Annotated in this window: 19 protein-coding genes and 1 pseudogene; 12 read left to right on the top strand and 8 right to left on the bottom strand. The window is 58.1% G+C overall.

What is annotated here, in order from left to right; genetic code table 11:
- Positions 1-66: 66 nt before the first annotated feature.
- Both AC3RCP_RS18920 and lptA read right to left on the bottom strand, forming a co-directional pair.
- Positions 67-1029: a fimbrial protein gene (locus AC3RCP_RS18920; RefSeq protein WP_492571130.1), complete on the bottom strand. Its 963-nt coding sequence runs from the start codon at positions 1027-1029 to the stop codon at positions 67-69.
- Positions 1030-1515: 486 nt separating this feature from the next.
- The gene (gene lptA / locus AC3RCP_RS18925) at positions 1516-2067 is read right to left on the bottom strand and encodes a lipopolysaccharide transport periplasmic protein LptA (protein ID WP_101338284.1); all 552 of its coding nucleotides are present in this window, start codon (positions 2065-2067) and stop codon (positions 1516-1518) included.
- Between the two features lie 425 nt (positions 2068-2492).
- Here lptA and AC3RCP_RS18930 point away from each other — a divergent pair, with 425 nt between their 5' ends.
- Positions 2493-3476: a TerC family protein gene (locus tag AC3RCP_RS18930; RefSeq protein WP_007923428.1), complete on the top strand. Its 984-nt coding sequence runs from the start codon at positions 2493-2495 to the stop codon at positions 3474-3476.
- A 103-nt stretch (positions 3477-3579) separates the two neighbouring features.
- The gene (locus tag AC3RCP_RS18935; protein ID WP_101338286.1) at positions 3580-4251 is read left to right on the top strand and encodes a class I SAM-dependent methyltransferase; all 672 of its coding nucleotides are present in this window, start codon (positions 3580-3582) and stop codon (positions 4249-4251) included.
- An 84-nt stretch (positions 4252-4335) separates the two neighbouring features.
- Here the strand turns inward: AC3RCP_RS18935 and AC3RCP_RS18940 are convergent, their stop codons facing one another.
- Positions 4336-4836: a GNAT family N-acetyltransferase gene (locus AC3RCP_RS18940; protein ID WP_492571129.1), complete on the bottom strand. Its 501-nt coding sequence runs from the start codon at positions 4834-4836 to the stop codon at positions 4336-4338.
- A 201-nt stretch (positions 4837-5037) separates the two neighbouring features.
- Here AC3RCP_RS18940 and AC3RCP_RS18945 point away from each other — a divergent pair, with 201 nt between their 5' ends.
- Positions 5038-5802 carry a tetratricopeptide repeat protein gene (locus tag AC3RCP_RS18945; protein WP_492571128.1) on the top strand — a complete coding sequence of 255 codons (765 nt, stop codon included), beginning with the start codon at positions 5038-5040 and terminating at the stop codon, positions 5800-5802.
- A gap of 70 nt (positions 5803-5872) precedes the next feature.
- Here the strand turns inward: AC3RCP_RS18945 and AC3RCP_RS18950 are convergent, their stop codons facing one another.
- Positions 5873-6781 (bottom strand): LysR family transcriptional regulator, encoded by a 909-nt coding sequence (locus tag AC3RCP_RS18950; RefSeq protein ID WP_492571127.1) that lies wholly within the window; start codon positions 6779-6781, stop codon positions 5873-5875.
- Between the two features lie 116 nt (positions 6782-6897).
- Between AC3RCP_RS18950 and AC3RCP_RS18955 the strand changes: the two genes are divergently transcribed.
- From AC3RCP_RS18955 to AC3RCP_RS18965, 3 genes and pseudogenes are all read left to right on the top strand, one after another.
- Positions 6898-7317 (top strand): ester cyclase, encoded by a 420-nt coding sequence (locus AC3RCP_RS18955; protein ID WP_087092136.1) that lies wholly within the window; start codon positions 6898-6900, stop codon positions 7315-7317.
- 3 nt (positions 7318-7320) lie between these two features.
- On the top strand, positions 7321-8373 hold the full coding sequence (locus AC3RCP_RS18960; protein WP_492571126.1) for an SDR family oxidoreductase: 1053 nt from the start codon (positions 7321-7323) through the stop codon (positions 8371-8373).
- A gap of 97 nt (positions 8374-8470) precedes the next feature.
- Positions 8471-8593, top strand: a pseudogene (locus tag AC3RCP_RS18965) (histidine phosphatase family protein); the annotation flags it as partial.
- Positions 8594-8632: 39 nt separating this feature from the next.
- Here AC3RCP_RS18965 and AC3RCP_RS18970 read toward each other — a convergent pair.
- The 3 genes from AC3RCP_RS18970 to AC3RCP_RS18980 form a co-directional block, all read right to left on the bottom strand.
- Positions 8633-8920, bottom strand: a complete 288-nt coding sequence (locus tag AC3RCP_RS18970) for a hypothetical protein (protein ID WP_087092138.1) — start codon at positions 8918-8920, stop codon at positions 8633-8635.
- Between the two features lie 454 nt (positions 8921-9374).
- Positions 9375-13055, bottom strand: coding sequence for a YobI family P-loop NTPase (locus AC3RCP_RS18975; protein WP_492571125.1), 3681 nt, complete (start codon positions 13053-13055; stop codon positions 9375-9377).
- Positions 13056-13518: 463 nt separating this feature from the next.
- Complete coding sequence (locus AC3RCP_RS18980) at positions 13519-14427, bottom strand: AraC family transcriptional regulator (RefSeq protein WP_492571124.1); 909 nt, start codon at positions 14425-14427, stop codon at positions 13519-13521.
- A gap of 167 nt (positions 14428-14594) precedes the next feature.
- Between AC3RCP_RS18980 and AC3RCP_RS18985 the strand changes: the two genes are divergently transcribed.
- From AC3RCP_RS18985 to AC3RCP_RS19005, 5 genes are all read left to right on the top strand, one after another.
- Positions 14595-15644 (top strand): NAD(P)-dependent alcohol dehydrogenase, encoded by a 1050-nt coding sequence (locus AC3RCP_RS18985; protein ID WP_492571123.1) that lies wholly within the window; start codon positions 14595-14597, stop codon positions 15642-15644.
- A gap of 287 nt (positions 15645-15931) precedes the next feature.
- The gene (locus tag AC3RCP_RS18990) at positions 15932-17143 is read left to right on the top strand and encodes an MFS transporter (protein ID WP_492571122.1); all 1212 of its coding nucleotides are present in this window, start codon (positions 15932-15934) and stop codon (positions 17141-17143) included.
- 108 nt (positions 17144-17251) lie between these two features.
- Positions 17252-17548: an immunity protein Imm33 domain-containing protein gene (locus tag AC3RCP_RS18995; protein ID WP_492573223.1), complete on the top strand. Its 297-nt coding sequence runs from the start codon at positions 17252-17254 to the stop codon at positions 17546-17548.
- A gap of 52 nt (positions 17549-17600) precedes the next feature.
- Complete coding sequence (locus tag AC3RCP_RS19000) at positions 17601-17981, top strand: c-type cytochrome (protein ID WP_101338292.1); 381 nt, start codon at positions 17601-17603, stop codon at positions 17979-17981.
- A 152-nt stretch (positions 17982-18133) separates the two neighbouring features.
- A complete protein-coding gene (locus AC3RCP_RS19005) occupies positions 18134-18616 on the top strand; it encodes a DUF4265 domain-containing protein (protein ID WP_492571121.1) in 483 nt (160 codons plus the stop codon).
- Between the two features lie 19 nt (positions 18617-18635).
- Here the strand turns inward: AC3RCP_RS19005 and AC3RCP_RS19010 are convergent, their stop codons facing one another.
- Positions 18636-19652, bottom strand: a complete 1017-nt coding sequence (locus tag AC3RCP_RS19010; protein WP_492571120.1) for a GlxA family transcriptional regulator — start codon at positions 19650-19652, stop codon at positions 18636-18638.
- 428 nt (positions 19653-20080) lie between these two features.
- Between AC3RCP_RS19010 and AC3RCP_RS19015 the strand changes: the two genes are divergently transcribed.
- Positions 20081-21835, top strand: coding sequence for a dipeptidase (locus tag AC3RCP_RS19015; RefSeq protein ID WP_492571119.1), 1755 nt, complete (start codon positions 20081-20083; stop codon positions 21833-21835).
- The last annotated feature ends 2 nt before the right edge of the window (positions 21836-21837 follow it).

Here is a 21837-nt window from a genome sequence, read left to right on the forward strand (position 1 = left end):
CGGCAAGCATTCGCGGCGGGTTGAGGATGGCTCGGCACGCAGGAACCGCAATCGGCAGCCCAGCCGTCAAAGGTAGCTGAGGACGAAGGTCAGCGTACCGTCGGCCTTGCCACTGGAAACCTGATTGGCAACCTGGATGTACCGGGCCGCCAGCTTCAACGAATTGATCCCGCCGCTGGCCAGCCCCATCATCTGCGGCTGCCCCAGGAGCATTGGCGTGTGGTTTGCCGTGGAAGCATTGAGCACCTGGATGCCGACCCCTGTCGCCGACTGCGCCGAAGAGGCCAACCTGATGGTCCCCGGGTAGCCACCGACCTGATAGGTATTATCCAGGGTCAGGTTGACCCTGGCTCCCGCATCGCAGCGCAGGTCGATGGAGAAGTTCTTTTCCTGCGTCATGCTGCCCGGGCCGCGAAAGCTGTTGGCATCCACCCTGCCCATCTTCACCAGGATGCTGTTCTCCATCACGAAGCAGGACGACACCGCCACATTGACCAGGGGAAAAGTGAAGGTGTTGAGCTTCTTGTCATACAGGCCACCCAGGACAGAGTCAGGGCTGCTCATCACGGAGAAGTCTGGAAATCGAAAACTCCCCCCCGCCACATCCCCCAGCTTGATCAACTCGAAGGTGTGTTGGAGCGAGTAATATTTGTCCCCTCCCAGATAGGGAAAGGCGACGCCAGTCATGGGACTGGTGCTGTTGAGATCGGTACTGCTGAACGCATAGTTTCCCAGGGGCGACGACAGGTTCCACCTCAATCCGATCCCACTGTTGCTCGTCCTGAATGCCCCACGACTGACCCCAACCGCCGCATTGGAAGACGACTTGAAGTATTGGGCATAGCTCCCGGTTGGAAAGAAGCGGTTATTACATCGAATAGGGGTCTTGACCTCCACGGACGCCAGTACGCCGCCAACCGGGACGTCCCGTTGCACAACCAGCGAGCTGGAAAAAGGAACACTGATAACAGCGGAACCTAAAGGAAGGCAGACATCGGAAAGGGCGGCGACCGAGTACGGGGAGAACATGCTGCCGGCCGCCGTAAGCCCTACAGTCCAGGCACTGAGCCCACAAATGCGGAACAAGAAATACTCCTCAGGAATTGAACGACTTGTGCGGCAACGCTACATAGAAGCTTCGACAGTCGATATAAGATATTTCCTAAAAATCAGCTTCATTCTCCATGATCAATTAGTGAATCTTGCACATGGAAATAATGAAGTCTCCGCGCGACCGCCGGGGTCAGCAATCTGCCCGGAACTGCTGAGGCTATCGCCGAAGACTATAAAGCTGGAACAGGGAGAGGAAGTTGCGATCGCTTGAGCGCGGACCCAGGACCAAGACTACTGGCAAACGATAGGAACAACGCCTTTTTGATCATGGGCAAGTCCATTTCTTTGTTGTTTTAGAGAACGAAACGACAGCACCGAAACTTTCGCGTTTCCAACTATGGTTATGAGCCACATCGCCTGAAGGGGGCAGTCCCTCGATGCGGCGGATCTTGTCAGTGCCCATTACTGGGCCCTTTGCATCTCATTTTTCTTTTTCGGCTGGATGACCATGTCGGTCCGAGGGCGCGACTCGGTGATCTTGCTACCGGTGGCGCGACCAACACTGGCAATCTGCTTGACGGTGTCGTAGACAATTTTCTCACCCAAGGTGGTATTGCCTGCGCTGATTACTTTGGCTCTGTCGATCAGAATGATGCGATTCTGCTGGGTCAGATATTGAATGGTCACGGCATATGCCTGGACCGGTTCAGGGTCTGTAGCTTTTTGCAATTGTTCGAAATAGGCCAGGTTGCCCACGGAGGTGACGACATCGACCTCGTTGTGGCTGCCCTTTTTCATGGTGACAGTCACAGTGTCGCCGGTGATCTTCATCGAACCCTGGGTAATGATGACGTTGCCGGTATAAGTCGCAAAACCTTGCCTGTTATCAATTTGACTGCGGTCGGCCTGAACTCGAATGAGTTGCTCACTGTCGTTCGGCAGCCCCCAGGCGTTCATGCTTCCCAGTGCCATGCCCAAGCCAAGCAAAACAGGAAAAGATTTAACGAACTTCATGCCATCCACTCAATCACCCCTTGAAAGCGCCACTGATTCGAGCTGCCACAATGCACGATCTTGGTCTTGCAAAAAACGTGGGAATGGAGATTCAGATTGTTCTGAAGAACGCTGGACAGCAACAGCTAGCAACCGACGCCTGCTTCTATACCGAATGGGCCGAAAGCGACTTGAACAAGGCGGCGGGCACTCACTGAGGCAAAAACCCACCGAGCTGGGCCCGATTTTCCCGTGTCCCCTCAGGTCACCACAACGTCGGGCTGGAGTGATCTTTTTTTGCTGACCGAATGAACCTCGCGGGAGAACCTTCAGCGACACTTCGTAAATAACGAACCATGGGTGAGGAATAATCGATTTTTCTTCCGCGCGATCTCCCCACTAGCATGAACCGTGGCTTCAGCACACGCCCGGACCGGGAGAACGGCATGCAGTCCCTGCACATCGGCGAACCCTGGATGTGGTTCGCCTTCATCATCTTCGTTCTGGCCATGCTGGCCCTGGACCTGTTTGTCCTCGGCGGGCGCAAGGCCCATCGCGTATCGGTACGCGAAGCGTCGTGCTGGGTGATTGCCTGGTCCACGCTGGCGCTGGCCTTCGCGGGATTGCTCTGGTGGTATCTGCAGGGCGAGTTCGGGCCTGAGATCGCCCAACGCAAGACCCTGGAATTCCTTACCGGCTATCTGATCGAGCAATCGCTGTCGATCGACAACATGTTCATCTTCGTGATGATCTTCGGCTACTTTGCCGTGCCGCCGGAGTTGCAACGCCGGGTGTTGCTGTACGGTGTGCTCGGGGCGATCGTGATGCGCGGGGCGATGATTTTCGCCGGCGTGTGGCTGGTGTCGCAGTTCGCGTGGCTGCTGTATGCGTTCGGTGTGTTCCTGATCATCACCGGGATCAAGATGCTGCTGTTCGCCCATCGGCAGCCCGACCTCGCCAGGAACCCCCTGTTGCGCTGGATACAGGACCATCTGCGGATCACCAGCGGCTTTCATGACGAGCGTTTTTTCGTCAAGCAGGACGGTCGGCGCTGGGCCACGCCGATGTTCCTGGTGCTGGTGCTGATCGAGGCCAGCGACCTGATGTTCGCGGTCGACAGCATCCCGGCGATCTTCGCCATCACCACCGACCCGTTCATTGTGTTCACCTCGAACATCTTCGCGATCATGGGCCTGCGCGCCCTGTACTTCCTGCTGGCCGACATGGCCGAGCGCTTCCACCTGCTCAAGTACGGCCTGGCGATCGTGCTGGTGTTCATCGGCAGCAAGATGACGCTGATGCCCTGGCTGCACATGCCGGTGGAATGGTCGCTGGCCACTGTCGGCGGGATCATTCTGGCTTCGGTGCTGCTGAGCCTGATCACCAGTCGCAACAAATCGCCCGACGAGGACCGGATGCGCATCCTCTAGAAAGCGCCTGAGCGGCGAACGACGTATTGGACCCGGGCGCCCCGCCTGCTAACGTCAGCGCTAGCGACTCCGTAGCCCCCCACCACTGACGCTGGACACCGACATGCCCACTGCCGAATCCACCCTGCTGCACAGCTGGCAGTACAACGCCCAGGCCTGGATCGACGCCATCCGCGGCGGCGCCATTCAAAGCCGCGTCGAGGTCACCGACCAGGCGATCCTGCTGGCGGTGCTGGGCCGCCAGCCCGAGCGCGTGCTCGATCTGGGTTGCGGCGAGGGCTGGCTGTTGCGCGCCCTGGCGCAACGGGGCGTCGAGGCGGTCGGGGTGGATGGCGATGCGGCCCTGGTGGAGGCGGCGCGGGCGGCGGGCTCGGCAACGGTGCATGTGGCCAGCTATGCAGCGCTGGCGGAAGCGCAAGTAGACATCGGCCGTGACTACGAGCTGATCTGCGCCAACTTCGCCCTGCTGCACCAGGACATCATCCCGCTGCTGGCCGCCATGCACGCCCTGCTCGCCCCGGGCGGCGCGCTGGCGATCCAGACCCTGCATCCCTGGAGCGCCGCGGCCGGCGACTATCAGGATGGCTGGCGCGAAGAGACCTTCGCCGGGTTCAAGGGCCAGTGGCAACCCATGCCGTGGTACTTCCGCACCCTGTCCAGCTGGCTCAACGCCCTGGACATGGCCGGCTTCCAGCTCGCCAGCCTGCAGGAACCGCAGCACCCACAAAGCCCGGTGCCGCAGTCGTTGCTGTTGGTGGCCGAGCGGCGCGGGTAAGCGCTATCCGGCTGACTGATGCGATGTAGCGGTTACAGGCCAGCAGTCAGAGTCGCGAGTGCGGTAAAGGGCCACAACCCTTATCTAGATCGGGAGAACGAACCGGCGCTCGGCTCCCTCCTTGCCGTCTTCTGCGGGCTGCTCCGGCAGGAACCCGCAGCGTTCCACGACCTTGGTCGAGCCGAGATTTTCCGGGTAGACATAAGCCACCAGCTGCGTCAGCTGCCAGCGCGTCCGCGCTTGCTCGATCAGTTGCCGCAGCGCCTGTGTCGCAAGCCCCTGGCCGCAGGCGCTTTGGGCAATCCGATAGCCGACTTCGGCGGAGCGCTGCGCGGTATCGATGTTTTTCAGGTTGGCGCGACCGATGATGTTTGCGCTGCAATCCTCGATCACCAAGGGATGCCAGGTGCCGGCCGCGAAAGCGGCCAGATAGCCCTCGATATGCTCGGCGACGCCCTGCAACGAATAAAAGGCCGGGGCGCGCGCCTCGATATGGGATTCGAACCACTCACGGTTCCGGGTTTCGAACGCCAGCAGCGCTTGCGTATCGGTACGGCTTAGCTCGCGCATTTTGAATGGCGGCATACACACCTCTGCTTTTTTTCATGGATAACTGCAAGGACTTGCCCACCTGTTGGCCGTTCCTGCAGGAACTTCAGGGTACGGGCCAGGTCGATAGCAGCCCCTTCATCGGTCATGACGGGATAGTGAACAAACCCCGGCCGAGCAGCGCTGAAGGCCTGTTTTACGCCAGTGCCGTCGATGATCAACCGAGTCTGCCCCCTGATGCCAACCAAGAGTTTTCTGCCGGGTCTGATCCTGGCGCTCTGCGCAGCCGCGTCGCATTGTTCGGTTGCGGCCGAGCGCAAAGCCTCTCAGCAAAGTAACAACGCTTCAACAACCCTGATTGAATCCGCCTCGCAGCAGTATGCAGATGGCCAGTTGGACCGGGCCGCCGCCACGCTGGAGCGTGCATTGCATATCCAGCCGAACAATCCCGCGACGCTGCATTACCTCGGAGTGTTGCGTCTCCAGCAGGGGCAGTATCAGCAGGCAGAAGCGCTGGCGACGCGCTCCAATATGCGGGTGGGTCACAACGTCGCGTTACGCAATCGCAACCTCCAATTGATCCAGGCGGCGCAGAAGGCCCTGGCGTCGAATAACCCACCCAACGCCGACGAGCGTCTGGTTGCCGTACGGGAGGGCCTGGAAGAAGAGGTTAAAAGGCGCCGTGCAGCAGAAACTGTCGCGGCTGAGCAGCCCACTCCAGACACTGAGCGCCGCACTGAGAACTTCACCCGCGAAGCGGCGCAGAGCGCAGCAGACTGGCCGACGGATGGCAGGCCAAGCCCCGAAGGGCAACTGCGAATGACTTCCGCCGAGCCAGCCCCCAGGTACGACGAGGTTGAAATTCCCCGCGGCCATCGGCCGCCTCCTGGTAAATGTCGAATCTGGTTTCCCGATCGCCCGCCGGGGCATCAGCCCAAACCCGGCAAATGCAAGAAGCTGCGCGATCGGGTTCCGTCCGGAGCCTATCTGGTGCAGGGTTGAGTTTCCGAGTGCCTGCTTCTGACCGCGCTCTGCCGATCATGCATAACACACAGGAAAACCGGGGGTCGCTTCACCCCTCAGCCCTCGCCCCCAAGGCGTCACTTTCAACCGTTTCCAGGGCAAGGGCGTCGAGCAACACCTGCTGCAGAATGGCAAAGAAACAGCTGATATGAGCCTGCTTCAATGCCTGTGGCCGGGTCACCAGGTAGACCTCCATATCGGGAATCTGGATCTGCGGGAACAAGCCGATCAGGTCCTGCGCCAGAACACGTGGCAGTACTGCCACCCCCAGGCCACGCCTCACCGCGTCCAGCTGCAGGGCGAACGAGTTCACGCTGATCTGCGCGCGCTCCAGGCCGGCGGCCTTGGCCGCGCGCACTTGCGGCAACATGTCCAGCGGCGGCAGCAGGCCGATATTGACGGCCGTGGCCGGCGTCACCTGTGGAAACCGCCGCAGATAATCCGCAGCGGCGAAGACCCCGTAGGCGAGCCGGCCCATGGGTCGATAAATCAATGACGGCTCGCCCAGGTGCGCAGTGCGCACCGCGATGTCGGCCACGCCGCGCACGATCTTGTGAAAGTCGGCGGCTACCAGCAATTCCACTGTGCAACGCGGGTGAAGCGCGGTGAAGCGACTCGCAGCTTCCAGCACGCACGACGCAAAGCCCTCTCCCGCACTGACCAGCACACTGCCCGACAGCTCGCTGTCCAGCGCGGACATGCCGGTCACGGTTTGCCGCCTCAAGCCCGCTTCCGCCGCCTGGGCGACTTCCACCAGGGACTGGCCCCGCGAGGTCAACCGGCATCCTTCGACACCGCGCTCGACGAGCGGCTCGCCCAGGGCCTCCTCAAGCTGGGTCAACCGACGGGACACGGTAGACGCCGCGATCCCCAGCAACTGGCCCGCTTGCAGAAAGCTGCCACGCCGCGAGACGGCCAACAGCAGGCGAAGATCGTCCCAATTCGCTTCCGACACCATGTTTCATCTGCTCCCCGATTTGCATATATGCAAAGCCATTATGCAGGAGTCGCTGTTTTTCGAGAGGGGGCTCGACGGTATATCTACAGGCCCTGGAAACGACTGGAATGGACTGTATGCCGATTGGCCCCAACGACTATGCGCAACACGCCGCCAATGCCTTCAATCGCCGTGATGTGGAGGCGCTGCTGGCGCTGGTGAGCGAAGACTTCACCTACCTCGATGGCATGGGAATACAAGTGGGCCGCGAGGCCATGCGCCAACGAGAAACCGCGTTGTTCGAAGCCTTCCCCGATGCCCACGTGATCTTCAACCCGTTCGCCGTTGGGGCCGATCGCCTGGCGCTAACGGCCATGCTGAGCGGCACCTTTGCAGCGCCCCTGGTGCTGCCGGACCGGGTGCTTGCGCCCCATGGACGCTTTATTGCCGTGCACTACGCCGCACACTTCACCTTCAAGGACGGATTGGCCATCCATCAAGAGGTGTTCTTCGACAGCGCGGTGTTGATGCCGTCAGCCGAACCGAGTGAGGGTTGAGCCATGCGTCGTGCATTCGTGACTGGCGCCACCGGTTTGCTGGGCAACAACCTGGTGCGTGAATTGCTCGCGCGTGGCTGCGCGGTCAAGGCCCTGGTGCGCTCGAGGGCCAAGGGTGAACAGCAGTTCAAGAACCTGTCGGGCGTGGAACTGGTCGTTGGCGACATGGGCGATGTCGAGGCCTTCGCCGCGGCCCTGCGAGGCTGCGATACGGTGTTTCACACCGCGGCGTTCTTTCGCGACAACTACAAGGGCGGCAGCCACTGGCAGGAACTGGAAAAGATCAATGTCATCGGCACCCGGGAACTGCTCGACCAGGCCTACCGCGCCGGTATCCGCCGGCTCATCCATACGTCCTCGATCGCCGTGCTCGACGGCGCGCCTGGCAGCTCCATCGATGAGACCTGCCTGCGCGCCGACACCAACGCGGATGGCTACTACCGCAGCAAGATCCTCACCGACCGTGCCGTGCTGGCGTTCCTCGAGGCCCATCCCGAGATGCAGGCCTGCATGGTCCTGCCGGGCTGGATGTGGGGCCCTGGCGACCTGGGCCCCACATCCTCGGGGCAGTTGGTCAACGATGTCCTGCACGGCAAGTTGCCCGGGCTGATCCCCGGCAGCTTTTCCGTCGTCGATGCCCGCGATGTGGCCTTGGCGCAGATTGCCGCGGCCAGGCACGGGCGCAGCGGTGAACGTTATCTGGCGGCGGGCCGGCATATGACCATGGCCGAGCTGATGCCTGTGCTTGGGCGTATCGCCGGGGTCAAGCCCCCTGCTCGCTACGTGCCGCTGCCCCTTCTCTACACCCTGGCGGCGGTGCAGGAGGTCTACGCGCGCCTGACCGGCAAGCCCATCCTGCTGAGCCTGGCCACCTTGCGCCTGTTGGTACGGGAGAAGGACCGCAGCCGTTTCAACCACCACAAGAGCGAACAAGAACTGGGCCTGAATTTCCGGGCACTGGAGCTGACGATTAGCGACACCGTGGCGTGGTACCGCGACCGCGACTGGTTTGAAACCCAGGGTGCAAGACACGCCCGTGCCATGGCCGAAGACTGACTTGTTGCCGATGGCGTGACCGTCGCGCCCCAAAGCCGCTGGTCTCGCCTTGCATTGCTGCGGTTTCGTACTGGCCACCAGAACGATGCCTCGAACGCTCGGCCATGGCTTCATGAACCGACTGATCGCCAGGCAACTGGAGGCACAGGGATGGGTTCGCCAGACACCTGGCGGCAGCCGCTATTGGAGTGCGACGGTGTATCGGTATGGTGGGGTTTAGGTGGTGGCCGGCGGAGCATTCCGGGCGTTCAATCCATGGCTATTTTTTCCCACAGGTTTCCACATCGTCCTGAAGGGTCAAGGCAGTGTCGATGCCCAGCCGGTAGCGGCAGTAGTCGATGATCCAGCGTCGCTCCTGCTCGGTGAGGCGCTCGACTCTCCTGATCTCGCCATCGTTGGCGTGCAGGTTGTAGAACTTCATTTGAAGCGTCGGATGCTGCTTTATAAACACGATCGTCTCTATATCGCCATCCTCGAGCGCCTGGTAGTAGCCGACATAGAACACCGCCAGCAGCGTCAGGGCGGTTGCGATCAACAGTGTTTTCATGAGCGCGGCATCGCTGGCAGCCGTTGGGTCTTCATCCTGATGTTCCTGGCCTTTTTCGAGACGGGCGATATAAGCACAAGATTGCGTGGTCAGGTACATCTCCTCTTGGACGATTCGCGACATCCTCGACAGCGGCCAGGAGTACCTGGTCCTGCTGCACAACGATGGCAAGCAGAGGCTGCTGCCCGGCGCGACAGTCTGGAATCGACCAATTGCAGTCGTTCGTGACAGGTTAAAATCGGCCAAAATCGGAGATTGCCTTGTTTAGATTGAAGTCTGACTACAAAGCGCAATACATCTCGTTGATTTCGCCAACTTGGTCAGCCTATCGATGCGACAGGGAGACTTCTGAACGACAAATTATAATAGAAAGCTTTGCCTGTTACCGGGCCAAAGGGGAGCGTCGTTAACAATGACGCTATAATCCTATTTGGAATAGCAGATCAGAAGGAACTTACCGATAAGTGTTCAACCTAATGAATGAGCCTTCATCCTTTATAGATGAAATGATATTTCTACTATTTAAAGACTCTGCAAAGCGTCTATTTCGTTCGGTTCCTTCCAGTTTGGGTCGTTTTTTACGCTGTGACAAATCCGAATAAGGATAATCCAAGCCTGACAATACGCCAAGAATTTCTTCGACGGGCAATATATCAATAAAGTTATAAAGGATATCTTTGCGTTTAGATTTTTCTTTGACATAGGTGAGACAATGGGAGATTAATGAGAGTTCGACTGCTCTCTCATTGAGATCTTCTCGCCCAAGTACTTGCCCGGCACACTGGACGAGCGATGCGTCCGAATTGAGTTCATCCACGGTCAAATTACTTAATAAATAACACTTTTGGTCTAACGGGAGAGCGGATGCCAGAAGCAGTCCTTTAATTTCGGGGCTTAGAGGATACTGTTTTACTCCGTTCTTATAAGTTTCGAAGTTCTTGATGATTAGAGTCTTTCTGAGTACTGTTGAAGCCTCGGTCATCGCAAAAGATTTTTCATTAAGGCGGACAATGAGCAAATCAGCCAAAACCAATAGCCGTTCTTCAGGAAGATCGCTTGGAAAGCTCACATACTGAAAGGGGATGCTTTTACAAAGGTGTCGATAACTTGTATCGCTCAGCACTGTATTGGAAATTATGAACCTGCTCAAATTTTTGGCTTGCTCGGAAGCATCACTTAATTGTGGGATTTTCTTTTCAGAAAGTGGTTGAAAGACATTTTCACGATTAAGAACTTCATTGAGTCGGTCTTCGTTGAGTCCCTCAACAGCGTGGAAGCATAGGATATTGACCCACGTCATGGCAATGTGCTCGTCATACACAAGGTCGTCCCACAGATAGGTCGGTAAGCCATCGAAGGTCGAAAAAACGTGGTCTTGCTGTAATATAAACTGAATTGCTAGGCTTTCATCAACTTTTGGGTGATTGACCAAGTTAAGTATCGCCTGGGGAGACTCTTGTACATTTCCTTCTATTGCGCATGCAACATCACGCAAATACGTATTGATCTCTCTGTCAATATAAGCCTTTAAACAGGCGCTCCCGAAAGTGCTGATCGCAGTATAATTTGATTTTTCAGGGTCGAAGCGAGTAGTGCTCTCTTTGTATTCAGCAGTTGGTGCGAAAGCATGAGTCAGCAAAAATCTGACATTACCTACAGACAGTCGATAAAGATCTTTTTGATGAGCATATTCAAAAAGTTCGATGAGGTTCGAAATATCGCTGAGTTGCTCAACTTTTACTCCCAGCAACCAAAGTACCTCGAACCCTTGTTCGAAAACCAAGTTCTCAGAGAATATCACTGCAGCTTGTGCGGAGATGTAGTTGGTTAACGCCAAATCAGCATTCATTTGGCTAGAGATATAAGACGGATCGAGGTGGGCAATGATTCGCGCGATGTGCTGTGTTGCAAGGGTCGTGTCGATAGACCCTACTCCGTAATCTGGCCAATGTGTAGCTATGGCCTGAGTCAACAACGACGAGTGCTTGCCGATGAGCCAGTACGCCTCGAAGAATTGGCTGGTTTCCGGCAGGTGCTTCGACAAGTAGTTGATGATTAACTGCATCCTTGGTGAATCCGGAGCTCCGTCGAGTTGGTAATCAATGAGATTGACGTTTAAAGTGGTTCCTGAACCAAAGTCTTCTTCGCGAAGCTCTTCTATAACTTCTGATGGGTTATCGATCATCAGTGTTGGATCAGATGTCCTGAAGTCGCGGATTGCCAGGATGAAATCCCAATCGTTACGGGACATCCGACCTTCGTGAAAAATGGATATATAGAGGTGATACGTCTCGTCAAGATAGCCGTTTCGAATTAAGTAATTAAGTAGGCGACTATCTATAATCTGGTGTAGCTCTGTTACATTACCTATCTGAAACTCTACCAAGCTCAGAAGATGATATAGCGGCTGTCGAGCCAGAGAAGATCTCTCCTCTTTCAGCTTTTCGATTTTTAAGTTGATCTCGATCCTGCTTTTGACAGCCTTATTGATGATGTTTTTGTATCGCTCGACAAAGGTGATGCCAGGTGTAATAGTTTCTTCAAGCGCTCTAAACGACAACGACAGATGGATTTTTTGCTCGTTATTGTAATAATTATTCCTGGTCTTACCGTGGATGGCTAAATTCGCCTCTTTGAAAAGTTGCTCAAAGTTATTCCATTCAAGTATTTGCTGGGCCGTAAAGATGGTATCCCCCGCATAGACACTAGCAATGTCATATTCAGTGAAAGCGCTACACAAGTGCCCCCAAAATATCTTAATCAGCTCTATGACGTCTTTGCAATTTTCTTCTTCAGAGTCTGCAATGAGGCTCCTCAAAGATTCAATTTCACTATCTATTTTCTTTGCTGACTGGGTCAAGATGCATGTTCGCTGCTGGACAATTTCGAACAGCGCACCGTTTCCATGGTGTAGATTTTCGAAGTCTTTGGGATAAGCATTTTTGTAAATAATCGCTGCTAGAAGCTTGCTGAAATTCAGCTTGCTCGATCCAACTTTTTTCTCATAGATAAAAAATTCGTTGCTTATGTTTTTAATTAGACGCATATCATCTAGATACAGCGCAACTTCCCCAATAAATCTGTCACTTACATCCTCAGCATACCCCGCCGCATGAATGCATTTTTTAAGAATCTCACGGGAGTTGGAATTATTGATTACCGGGATAATAGGAACGATAAAGTCGAAAAATTTAGCCCTATCCTTATTGAAAAAAATATCATCTTTGATTGCGTAAAAAAACTTCAGCGGCTGACTTCTCCTGAAAGAAGAAAACAAGAACGACCGCTGTGGTCGATCATTTATTATTTTATTTATTTCCCGTAGCTTTATAAATATCTCGGGGTTTCCGAATCGATCCAGATCCTCAAAAACCACCAAATCATAATCATTTTCTTCGAAGAAATAGATGATTTCGTCAAGATGTTTATTAAGTATTGAACTCTCAGGTATTCCGTCCAACTCCACCGCACCACTTTGCAGAGACAACTTCTTTACCGATATTGAGTGTGAAGCCCTCAAAGCTTTTGAGATCAACCTTGCCAAGTATAATAAGGTATAGGCAACAGTAAAAATCCAAGGCCAACCTAACGTGCCAGAGCTGAGCGCTTTTAGTAACTCATCATGATTCTTGTACAGTAAACCGATGGCCACTGCCCAGCCTACAAATAGGATGGCGTTGAGTTCAATCCATCGGGGCCTGGAAATTCTTTTGAATCGTGAATACGGTAAGGTTCCGGCACCGGCACCGTACAACATTTGTTGGAGGATGCTGCGTTCGACCCTTACAGTTACATCCTTTTCCGGATCTTGATCTTGAGCGTTCAACGCGTTGGGATCACTGAATGTCGCTAGGGAAACATTCAGAAAGCGGTATGAAGAGTTTTTTTCGAAGGTCTTGATGACACTGGTCTTGCCTGACCCATAAGGACCTGTGATGGCGACGTTTCGCACCGCTGAATTGCGCATGGCAAACTCAAGCGCCGCTTGATAGAGACCATCTTGATCAGCAGCATCGATAGGGGCTAAATCAAAAAATTCGTTGCGAAGAGGTCGTTCAGTTTGAAATCGACGTGCCAGCATTTTAAAAATCGAAGTGTTTTTGAGCAGTGCAAGTACCGATTTCAATAGCTTCATTTCTACCTTCCTTGACCTCTATTGAACTGTCTTTCAGATTCCATCTAACCATCTAAGCAGTTTCTCAGAGTGGCAGTATGCCTTCTCAATGCGGGGTAGTAATGTGCTTTCAAGCAGCCAGTGTCTGATCGCCGAGCTAATTAGCCTTCTCAACCGAGATTTTCATCCTCACCTTTGAGCTCAATGGACCGTTTGGTGCCGTGGGCCGAGTGGCTGCTTCTGGCCGATTGTTGCCCTTCACGAATAGCATAGCTGCGTCGGTATCGCGGTCTCTAGAAACCGCAGACGTTCAACCGAGGGTGTCTTGCACAGCCTTTACCCCCTTTCGTTTGCATCGCCCTACCAATCACACAACCCCTTATCTCGCCTCTATGAAGCTGACAAAAAAAGCCCTAGCCGCAATCGCACATCTTTCCCAAATCAAATGCCCGCAAGCCCCAGCACCTCCCACTCGCCCCCTCCCCTACACCCCCCGCAACTGCGCAATATCCCGCCTGGGTGCTGCGCCAAACAGCCGGCTGTACTCGCGGCTGAACTGCGAGGGGCTTTCGTAGCCGACCTTGAAGGCGGCGCTAGAGACGTCCAGATGTTCGTTCATCATCAGGCGCCTGGCTTCGGTCAGGCGTAGCCATTTCTGGTACTGCAACGGGCTCATGGCGGTGAGTTGGCGGAAGTGGTGGTGAAAGGTCGGCGTGCTCATCTGTACCCGGGCGGCGAGTTCGTCGACCCGCAGTTGCGCGGTGTAATTCAGTTTCAGCCAGTCGATGGCCCTGGCGATGCGGTGGCCCTGGCCGTCGACGGAGGCGATCTGCCGCAGCCGCGCCGACTGGTCGCTCAGCAGCAAGCGGTAGTGGATCTCGCGCTGGATCAGCGGCGCCAGCACCGGGATGGCTTCGGGCTCGTCCAGCAACTCCAGCAGGCGCACGAACGAGGCCAGCATGGCCGGCGTCGCGGTGCCAATGCCCACGCCCTTGCCTGTGCCTCGATCGCGAGGTTGCAGCAGCCCGCCCTGGGCGACCAGCTCCGCCAGCATGCGCGGGTCGAGCTTGAAGCCCAGCCCCAGGCAGGGTTGTTCCAGGTTGGCCGCCGTCACCTCGGAATTGGCCGGCAGGTCCAGTGAGGTCACGAGAAAGCGCGAGGGGTCGTACGGGTAGGCTTCGCCGCCGACCCACAGCTGTTTCGCCCCTTGGGCGACGAGGATGATGCTCGGCTCGACCATGCACACAGAGGGCGGCGAAGGGATGTCGCGGCGAAAGAAGCCAAGGCCGGGGATGGGTGTCGAGCAGTCTCCCGAGTCTTTGATCCAGGCGCCAATGAGGCGCGCGAGGGTTTCCTGGGGCGCCTGGGCGCGGGTGTCATGTGGGCGTGTCATGTCGGTATGGACCCTCCTTGCCAGACGTTAACCCGGCCCCGGTGACGGTCCTACCAAAAAAACCAAAGTCCAGAGAATCAGGCAAGAATTCCAGCGAAATGCACTACTGGCCGCCTGCGCCTGCCCGGGAAAATGACCGTCCAACGTAACGCTGGATGGAGTGTGCAATGTTAGTCAACGCCTATGGCGCCCATGCGGGCGACCAACCTCTGGAACCACTGCAGATCACCCGCCGCGCCCCCGGTGCCCATGACGTGCAGATCGACATCGCCTTCTGCGGCATCTGCCACTCGGACCTGCACCAGGTGCGCGCCGAGTGGCACGGCACGCAGTTTCCCTGCGTGCCCGGCCACGAGATCGTCGGCCGGGTCGCGGCGGTCGGTGCCCATGTGCACGATTTCCGCCCGGGCGATCTGGTCGGCATCGGCTGCATCGTCGACAGCTGCAAGCACTGCGCCGACTGCGAGGACGGCCTGGAGAACTACTGCGACGGCATGATCGGCACTTACAACTTCCCGACGCCGGACGCCCCGGGCTGGACCCTGGGCGGCTACTCGCAACAGATCGTGGTCCACGAACGCTACGTGCTGCGCATCCGCCACCCCGAGGAGCAATTGGCCGCCGTCGCGCCGCTGCTGTGCGCGGGCATCACCACCTATTCGCCGCTGCGCCACTGGAAGGTCGGCCCTGGCAAGAAAGTCGGCGTGGTCGGCATCGGTGGCCTGGGCCACATGGGCATCAAGCTGGCCCATGCCCTGGGCGCGCACGTGGTGGCCTTCACCACCTCCGACTCCAAGCGCGAGGCCGCTCGCCAGCTGGGCGCCGACGAAGTGGTGGTGTCGCGCAATGCCGAGGAAATGGCCGCCCACGCCAAGAGCTTCGACCTGATCCTCAATACCGTGGCCGCGCCCCACGATCTCGACGCCTTCCTGGTGCTGCTCAAGCGCGACGGCGGCATGACCCTGGTGGGCGCCCCGGCGACCCCGCATACCTCGCCCAATGTGTTCAACCTGATCATGAAACGCCGGACCCTCGCCGGCTCGATGATCGGCGGCATTGCCGAGACCCAGGAGATGCTCGATTTCTGTGCCGAGCACGGCATCGTCGCCGACATCGAGCTGGTGCGTGCGGACCAGATCAATGAGTCCTACGAACGCATGCTCAAGGGCGACGTCAAGTACCGCTTCGTCATCGACAACGCCACCCTGGCGGGCTGAGCGCGGCAAGCGCCTGATCCCGCTCATGCAGAACAACCTCTGGTAGTCCGTTGGGTGCCCGGCTTGGGCACCCTTCGCTTCGCGGCACCGAATCCGGTGTCGCGTTTTCCTTCTGCCGCGACCGGAGCCGCTCCAGCACCGGGCCGGCCCCGATCGCCATTCACGCGCCTGCCCGGTCTTCCACCGGCGGCGTGCACCCATTTATGCATCGAAGCGTCCGCAAGGCCCGGCCGGCAACGCCCGGCGGTCAGCACGGACGCTTCCAGTCACACAGGAAACCTGTCGCCATGACCGCTACTTCTCACGCCGAGTCGCCCGCCCCCCGACACACCTGGGGCGCCGTGCTGGCCATGGCCCTCGCCGCCTTTGCCCTGGTGGCCTCCGAGTTCATGCCGGTCAGCCTGCTGACTCCGATCGCGGCCGATCTGCAGGTCAGCGAGGGGCAAGCTGGCCAGGGCATTTCCGTCTCCGGGCTGTTTGCCCTGTTCACCAGCCTGGCGATCGCCTCGGTGGCGGCCCGGGTCGAGCGCAAGCGGCTGCTGCTGTCCCTGACCCTGCTGATGATCGTCTCCGGAACCGTGGTGGCGTTCGCCCCGGACTACTTGACCTTCATGGCCGGCCGCGCGCTGATCGGCGTGGCCATCGGCGGTTTCTGGTCGTTGTCGGCGGCCACGGCCATGCGCCTGGTACCCGAAGACCAGGTGCCGCGCGCCCTGGCCATCGTCAATGGCGGAAACGCCCTGGCGACCGTGATCGCGGCGCCCCTGGGCAGCTTCCTGGGTTCCCTGATCGGCTGGCGCGGGGCGTTCTTCTGCGTGGTGCCGGTGGCCGCCCTCGCCGCCGTCTGGCTGCTGGCCAGCCTGCCGTCGCTGAAAGCGCAGCCGGCCGCCGGCACCGGCAATGTCTTCAGCCTGATGAAAAGAATGCCGGTGGCCCTGGGCATGCTCGCGGTCAGCCTGTTTTTCATGGGCCAGTTCATGCTGTTCACCTACCTGCGGCCCTTCCTGGAGACGGTCACCCAGGTCAGTGTCACCACCCTGTCGCTGATGTTGCTGGTGATCGGCCTGGCCGGCCTGGCGGGCACCTTCCTGATCGAAGCCTTCCTGAAAAACGCCCTGTATCGCACGCTGATCATCATCCCGCTGATGATGGCGGCGATCGCCATGGCCCTGGTGGCGTTTGGCGCCTCGGTGTCGGTCACCACGGTCTTGCTGGGCCTCTGGGGCCTGGTGGCGACCGCCGCTCCGGTCGCCTGGTGGACCTGGCTGACCCGGGCGCTGCCGGACGATGCGGAAGCCGGCGGCGGACTGATGGTGGCGATCGTCCAGCTGGCGATTGCCGCGGGCGCTACGGTGGGCGGCCTGGCCTTCGACCTGAGCGGTTATCGGGCGACCTTCGAACTGAGCGCGGCACTGCTGGCGGTGGCCGCCGTGCTGGCGGTACTGGCCGCCCGCGCCGCCACGCGCAAGCCTTTCATGGCAGCGAACGTGGCGGCGTGAGCGGTGGTGGGCGTTAACCCAACCGACAGCACAGGGCCGGGTGTCAGCGTGCGCTGTCGATGATCTGGCCGCCGTCAGGCGCTGAATAAGGCTTTCCACCAGAAAGACATCTGTAAAAAATACGGACTACCCGTACTTCCTCCAGACGAAATGGTCGCCATCGCGATTGCCACTCTGGGCAAGTCACCTATTTATGGCGCACGCATTTCGCTGCCGGAGGGGGGGAATATCAGTTGGTTTATTCACTGCGGAGAACATTCGAACGCTGGTGATTTTTATCAAGCGGTTCACACTGAGCATCTCAGTGAAATGCTGCCACAGGTGATGAATTACCTTTGCCTGCCCGCTGGCGCCAAGTTCATCATCGACAACCAAGGCTACGAAGATGTCTGGATGGAAGGCTGACAAGCGTTTGCCCTCGATTCAGACTGATTGACACGACAAGGACGTATGGAAAATGAAAGTAAAGGTATTGCTCATCGCTTCGCTAGGCGTTCTATCGCTCACTCAAACATCACTGTCCTTCGCGGATAACAATGGGAAAAACCTCTATTCGCAGCGATGTGCCGTGTGCCACGGAGCCGATATCAAAGGAACCGGAGCACTCGCCAATAAAAGCAATCCTCCAACACCTGACCTTACAACACCCGTTTTCAAGAAACGGCTCAACGATTATCCGGGCGTTATCGTGTCATCGATCATACTTCGCCCAAACGGCGACCTGATTCCAAGAACCTTGCGAGAGAATGGTGTAAAGATACCGCCGCACGCCTGGAGCATTCAGGACCTGCGCGATTTGAATCAATACATGAACAGTGTGATTTCAAAAAATCGATGACCCTGAGTCAGTCGGCCTCTCACGAGCACATCGCTAATGAACAATATTGATTTAAATATCTCCCCTACAAATTCAACTCCACTTGGTGCCAGAAGCTTCATTCCCTATCAACATGGATGCATGCATTGAGCAGAACAGCTACGGAGTAGTGTATGAGCGATAAAGAAGCACCTGTTCTGATTCAAGTTTATGTCACAGATGATGACGGCCCTTTTTTTGAAGAGCTGCCTGCTCGCAAGATTGACCAAGATACTTACGAGCTGCTCTCCTCTCCTGGCATCGCGCTGAATCTGGCACGGGGAGACATTGTTTCAATCAAAGACAGAGAAGCACCTGCCGTCGTCCTGAAACGAGGAGGAAATTTCTGCATCCAGATCTATGCGGACGCTATTCCTCAAGAAGAAATAGCCTGGCTGGAAAACGGTGTAGCTTGTGAGCTGGGTGGAACACTGGACGGTGTATTTGAGGGAAACCTGTCATTCGCGGTTCCGGCGCGCAATCGGCTGGAGAAGATCAACGACCTCTTTAACAGGTTCCGAGATAGAACAGGGATTCAGTGGTACTACTCCAACATCTATAAAAACCTGGATGATGACGAGGATGAAACACTTTTATATTGGTGGCTCGAAAGCTGATAGATACTGACGCCCGCGATCATTTCACCAGGCGTTTTTCCTTCGATGGCCGATAGCCGAAATACGAGCTGTAGCACTTGCTGAAATGGCTCGGTGAGACGAAGCCGCAGGCCACCAGCACCTCGACCTGGGACAGTTCGGTGTGCTGCAGCAATCGACGCGCTTCGGTGATGCGCAATTCCAGGTAATAGCGCTGCGGGGTGGTGCCCAGCTGCTCCTTGAACAAGCGCTCGATCTGCCGCCGGGAACGCCCGGCATACTCCGCCAGCTGGTCCATTTGCAGCGGTTCCTCGAGGTTGGCGTCCATCAGATTGACCACCTCGCGCAAGGGCGCGCTCAACGACACATGCATCGTCGGCTTGATGCGCCGGTAGCGGGACTCCTCGAACGACAGGATGTCCTCGATGCCCTCGACCAGCGCCTTGCCGTGCAACCCCTTGATCCACTCCAGGGCCATATGGAAGGCGCCGGCGGGACTGGACGCCGTGAGCCGGTCGCGGTCCACCACAAAGGCCTCGCTGGTGACATGGGTGACCTTGGAAATCTCCGCCAGCGCGGGACGATGCTCCGGGTGGATCGCACAGCGGTAGCCTTCGAGCAGCCCCGCGACGCCGAGGAACCAGGCCCCGTTCCACAACCCGGCCAGGGCGATGCCCAGTTCGGCGGCGGTTTTCAGCAGGCTGCTCAACTGGGTATCGGCCTTGAGCTCCGTGCGATAGCCGCCGCAGATCACCAGCAGGTCGAGGTCCTTGAGCGCCGCCGCGGTCAGGCGCGCATCGGGGCGGATCACCAGCCCGAGATCGCTGGTGACCTCACCGTCCTGCAAGCCAAAGGTCGTTGATGAGAACAAGGCGGGACGCAGCAGGTTGGCGGTGACGATGGTATCCAGAGCCTGGGTGAAGGCCGGCAACGAGAAGTGCTCGAGCAGCAGGAAGCCCGCCCGCGCATGGGCCGCGGGCGCCACCCGCGCCTCTTCCAGGTAACGCAGGTTCTTGCCCTTCATGCCGCCACTGAAATCCCGTCGTTCAACCGCCATACGCCCTCGCCTGTCTTACCCGACCCAATGCGGTTTCAGTGTAAATCACCGGAGAAACCCGGCACTGCCCACACCAAGAAACCTGCCCGGACGCCAGCGCCAACAACGCCGCCGTGGCCTGCCGTGTCAACCTCGCAGGCGTTACCGGGCGACGGGATTCTACTGCCCCGCAGGCCCACAGGGGCAGAAAATATCGGCCAGGGCGCGGCCTTAAAAAAACGGCCGCCAAGCCTCGAGTTTGAGCCTTGCGTGCCGGCTAAAAAGCAGCCGATCTGCCAGGCGCCCCGGGGCCGTTTTTTTTCGTTTCTGCGCCGCTTTTGCATTTCTGTGCGACAGATCCCACTTCGGGGGCTCCCGTACCCTTCCCTTGTGGTGTTAGGTTGGGAGGCCAGATATTTCCTAACAATCTGCAAGGAACGCCTCCCGCAATGGATTTCTCCCTCAAGCAACTGGCCGCGGCCACCCTGGTGCTGGCCAGCCTGTCAGCCTTCACCACCACCGCCCACGCCAACATCACCCCGCAGCAGAACGCGGCGATCCTCAAGCGCTTCGCCGATGCCTCGGTCACGGATTTCCGCCAGTTCCTCGGCACCTTGAGCAAAAATGAGGCGGCCAAGAGCGAGGTGGTCAAAGAAGCCAACCTCGGCCCGGCCATCAATGCCTTCCTCGACAACAAGACGCTTTCCGCCGAGCAGCAGAACGAGATCCATCGCCTGCTCGGCCTGTATGCGCGGGTGAAGTACGGCAAGGCCGCCACTGAGACCCTGCGCGAGCTGGTGGCGATCCCCACCGTGCGCGTCGATGGCGTGCCGCAGCACGAGAACCCCGAGTTCCTCAAGATCGCCGACAAAATCAAGGCCCTGGCCCAGGCCTTCGACCTGAACTTCCGCAACATCGATAACCGTGTCTACGAGATCTCCTTGGAAGGCAGCGGCAAAGAAGTGGTGGGCATCCACGCCCATGCCGACGTGGTGCCGGTGACGCCGGAGAACTGGGTGCTGCAGGACGGCACCAGGCTCGACCCGTTCAAGGTCACCCTGGTCGGCGACCGCATGTACGGCCGCGGCACCGAGGACGACAAGAACGGCATAGTCGTGGCCCTGTACGCCATGAAAATCATCAAGGAAGAGAAGCTGCCCCTGGTGCGCAACTTCAAGCTGCTGGTGGACACCACCGAGGAAACCAGCGGCGACGCGATTCCCTACTACTTCGAACGCAACCCGACACCCAACTACAACCTGGCGCTGGACGGCGGCTACCCGGTGGTGATCGCCGAGAAAGGCTACGGCACCGTCATGGCCAGCTTCCCGCGGCGTGCCGCCGAGGGCAAAGGCGCGGAGATCGTCTCGATGACCGGCGGCCTGGCCACCAACCAGATCCCGGGCGCCTCGGTCGCCACCCTGGTGACCGACCAACCCGCGGAACTGGCCGCCAGCCTGCAGAAGGCCGGCGCCGAATACGCCAAGGCCCATGGCGGCGACTTCAGCGTGGCCGCCAAGGTCGCAGGCAAGGACGTCAAGCTGACGGTCACCGGCGTGTCCGCCCACTCCTCCGAGCCCGAGTCCGGGGTCAACCCGGTGGCGCGCATGCTCGACTTCATCAACGGCCTCGATGGCAAGGTCGCGCTCAAGCACAACCCGATCACCGACGCGGCGCGTTATGCCGCCGACAACTGGGGCCTGGACTACCTGGGCAACACGCTGGGGGTCGGTTTCGCCGATGACTTCATGGGCCCGCTGACCACCTCCCTGACCTATGTCGGCCAGGACGAAAAAGCCTTCAAGCTGGCGGTCAACCTGCGCGTGCCCAAGGGCAAGACCCCGGAGGTGTTGAAAAAGGAAATTGCCGACAAGCTGGCCGCCTGGAGCAAGCAGAACCAGGTCGCGGTGAACTTCGACTATTCGATCGCCGAGCCGATGTACCGCAACCCCGAGGGTGAATGGGTCAAGGCGCTGCTGGCGGTGGCCAGCGAAAACCTTGGCATGAAGCACGAGTTCGGCACCTCCGCCGGCGCCACCTCGGTGCATGAACTGCCCAACGGCGTGCAATTCGGCCTGGCCCGTCCCGAGGTCAAGTACACCGGCCACAACGACAACGAGTTCAAGACCGTCGAGCAGTTCCAGCTGGACCTGCAGATCGTCACCGAGATGTTCGGCCGCATCGGCCAGCTGCCGAAACTCTGAGT

Source organism: Pseudomonas sp. GW822-FHT05A08 (assembly GCF_058800485.1).